This is a genomic window from Acinetobacter lactucae, assembly GCF_013344765.1.
In the GTDB taxonomy this organism is placed as follows: domain Bacteria; phylum Pseudomonadota; class Gammaproteobacteria; order Pseudomonadales; family Moraxellaceae; genus Acinetobacter; species Acinetobacter lactucae_A.
The window spans coordinates 1-2,852 of the sequence record NZ_JABVBF010000258.1 but is presented as its reverse complement, the minus strand read 5'-3'; the positions used below and the strand labels follow the sequence as shown (position 1 = coordinate 2,852).

General features: G+C 30.5%; 5 protein-coding genes. 1 reads left to right on the top strand and 4 read right to left on the bottom strand.

The features are described 5' to 3' along the window. The first annotated feature begins 242 nt into the window (after positions 1 to 242). Complete coding sequence (locus tag HUN22_RS16375; protein WP_174731585.1) at positions 243 to 506, top strand: Arc family DNA-binding protein; 264 nt, start codon at positions 243 to 245, stop codon at positions 504 to 506. A gap of 100 nt (positions 507 to 606) precedes the next feature. Here the strand turns inward: HUN22_RS16375 and HUN22_RS16370 are convergent, their stop codons facing one another. From HUN22_RS16370 to HUN22_RS16355, 4 genes are all read right to left on the bottom strand, one after another. After that, positions 607 to 747, bottom strand: coding sequence for a hypothetical protein (locus HUN22_RS16370; RefSeq protein ID WP_174731582.1), 141 nt, complete (start codon positions 745 to 747; stop codon positions 607 to 609). Positions 748 to 895: 148 nt separating this feature from the next. Next, entirely contained in the window at positions 896 to 1,375 is a 480-nt protein-coding gene (locus tag HUN22_RS16365) for an SMI1/KNR4 family protein (protein WP_174731580.1), read from the bottom strand. Positions 1,376 to 1,441: 66 nt separating this feature from the next. After that, entirely contained in the window at positions 1,442 to 1,948 is a 507-nt protein-coding gene (locus HUN22_RS16360; protein WP_174731577.1) for a DUF2247 family protein, read from the bottom strand. Between the two features lie 99 nt (positions 1,949 to 2,047). Next, positions 2,048 to 2,527: a hypothetical protein gene (locus HUN22_RS16355; RefSeq protein ID WP_174731588.1), complete on the bottom strand. Its 480-nt coding sequence runs from the start codon at positions 2,525 to 2,527 to the stop codon at positions 2,048 to 2,050. Positions 2,528 to 2,852 lie beyond the last annotated feature (325 nt).

The window sequence follows — 2,852 nt, the reverse complement described above, 5'->3', positions numbered from 1 at the left end:
AATCAATATTTAGTGGGACCATTTACACTATAACTAATCCAGTAAATTTCATCACCAACAATGATAATCAATTTGCTTTTTTAAATAAAAAATGCCAAATACATCAAGCCAACCCCATCTAATTAACTTTTATATTAATCAATAAGATATCTTGTTATTCTCATATTAGAGCAATATACTATCTTAAAATTGTCTTACAATTATCTTCACTTTATAAATAATAATACATGGATGGAATAAACATGAAGAACATTAATGATAGTGAACCGATACCTTCCCACTATAGCTTGCGTTTACCAAAAGAACTTAAAGATAAGCTTACAAATGCAGCAAATAAAAGTCATCACTCTTTGAATAGAGAGATCCTTGTAAGGCTTGAGCAATCATTACTTATAGATCAATGCCCTGAATGTGTTAAATATTTAAAAACGATTGAAAATCATAAAACAATATTTGAAGAACAATACAAAATGTTTGAAGAATTAAATAAAAATGAAAGTAGATAATGATATCTAAATTCGTTCGCACCAATTTCTATATATTCCAGTAAAGCAAAAAAGCCCATCTTTAAATGAGCTTTTTATTTAATTGAGATTATTAAATGTATTAGGCTTTAAAGTCTGCTAATACGATTTTTTTTACTATTTCATCAAAATTTGGGTTCAGAAGAGCTAGCTTGCTATTTTTTATAGTTTTATACCAATAACTCGCTGCAACTCCCATGCTAATCAAAGCTAACAGTTTCATTGCTCACCTCACTTATTGGGAAGAGTGGAGTTTAAAGTATCATCCACGTTTGTAGCATTCCAACTCGTTTCAGGGAGTTTTCTGTATATATTTCAAGCAATTTGTAATAACAAAGCATGCATCTTTGTGATGCTTTTTTAAATAATAATCAGTATTCAATAAATTCATGTAATGAATTTATAAAGTGTACAAAGTTATCTGCTAGGTACAGAACCTTTCTTTTTCCCTCATTCATTCCAAAATTATAGTAGTCGTCATGTAAAACAAGCACGATCTTTGGTTGATCTTTTATCCAAGGAAATCTGTAATCAAAACAAATAAAATTTCCACCAGGTGTAGATCCAAATCCTATTAATTTTCCTTCATAATCATCAGCACCTTCGGGAAATTGCATCCCTTCTATTCGAGGTTCATGCAAATATCCTCCTAACTCTACTGTACTGATATTTAGCTCACCATCAGTGTCAACATAATCAAAGTTAGAAATTTCAGGATAAATTCCATCATGTTGAGAAATAAGTTCAACATATTCTGGTGGAAATGTAACTTCTAAAGTAGCTGCAAAATTTTCAATAATTTCTTTATTAATTGCGCCATTTGGATACTGATCCCCAATATCTTGTAGCATTTGATGGTTCTCCAGTATTTAAAAAAATTGCCTAATATTATTAAGTGTCATAGATCGCATAGTGCTTCACTTATACTTTTCAGCACTCTTTTGCAAATAGTTCTCCCAATTCTTCATTAAGCGATTAATATTTTCTGCATAAGAATACAATGATGGATTATATCCATCTGTAGGAGGCATATATTTAATAAAATTATCCATTTCGGCTGGACAATCAAAATCTGTATAAATACTTTCTACTTCATCTAAAGGATCTTCAAAACTTTCTCGATTAAGCCAGAGCCAGCTAAGAATTACATATAACCATTTTTGACTAATGGTCTCATATTCATCTTCTTTAAAATTTGGACATAATTCATAAATAAAAGAACTGATGTCATTTGACTCAGTGGGTATAAGGAATGACAACTCAAGTTCAGCGTTAGTATAGTTTTCCGTTAATAAACTATTCTCTGCTTTTTTTATTGGTATTTCTGAAGTAAGAAGATTATTTTCATAGCCCCATTTGATATCACACCATGAAAGGTTCACCTTTTCATTAATAAAATCAGCAGGTATTGGATATAATTTCATATCATTGTTCCTTTAGGATCATAAAAACCATTAATTCGACTATATGTAAAATCTTCTTAATCAATAATTTCTGATTATCAACCGTGTATTTAAAAAATATTATAAAAATTTCAGATTTAGCCTTTTAGCCTCGGTTTCATCACCGTACCACCATACAGCTTTATCTTTGACTTTAGCTGACATTTCTTCATCAACCCCATAATATTCTTCTGGATATTTTGGAGCTGGACTACCATCTTCAAATCTAGTTAATGTTGTATTATTAACGAACAAATCATATGCCTGTTGATGACAATTTGGGCAGGAAGGTAATGAACTTAAAAACCGTTTTAGTTTATTCTTATAGTACTCTCTGTAAATTGGTCCACTGTCAGGTATATTACTATCATCTTTATTCAAGATAGGATCATTACGACCTGTTATCCATAGAATGGTATGGCAATTTGTACATTGCGCACCTAATGGTTCAGCTCTTTCATATTCGTTTATACCGTACTGCAAGCCATGTTGCTGATACCCTTTCAGATAGTAAGGTACTACCGAGATGTCACAAGCTGTTACCTGATATAAAGATCTCATAGGTACTCCTTTTTTTAATATTTTTAATGCCTCATGTCTGGTTTTTTGTGTATATTTTTTTGGCATGCCTGCTATTTCTTTAAGCATTAAGATTATTTCATAAGAAATATACTCGGATTTTTTATTCAATAGGTTTAGAGCTAATATTGTCCAATATTCTGAAGTACTATCAGATAGAGCAAAAATAAGTATTTCTCTAATTTGTTCAAAAGAATAGACTTCAACTATATTCTCAACTTCTTTATTTTCAAGTATTAATAAACCATCCCTCACATCTTGCATTAAAATCCTCTCAATTATTTGTTTAGTTTTCATGGTCTACAGT

Coding starts and splice junctions, on each gene's coding strand:
- HUN22_RS16375 (WP_174731585.1), top strand. CDS start 243: ATGAAGAACATTAATGATAGTGAACCGATACCTTCCCACTATAGCTTG.
- HUN22_RS16370 (WP_174731582.1), bottom strand. CDS start 747: ATGAAACTGTTAGCTTTGATTAGCATGGGAGTTGCAGCGAGTTATTGG.
- HUN22_RS16365 (WP_174731580.1), bottom strand. CDS start 1,375: ATGCTACAAGATATTGGGGATCAGTATCCAAATGGCGCAATTAATAAA.
- HUN22_RS16360 (WP_174731577.1), bottom strand. CDS start 1,948: ATGAAATTATATCCAATACCTGCTGATTTTATTAATGAAAAGGTGAAC.
- HUN22_RS16355 (WP_174731588.1), bottom strand. CDS start 2,527: ATGAGATCTTTATATCAGGTAACAGCTTGTGACATCTCGGTAGTACCT.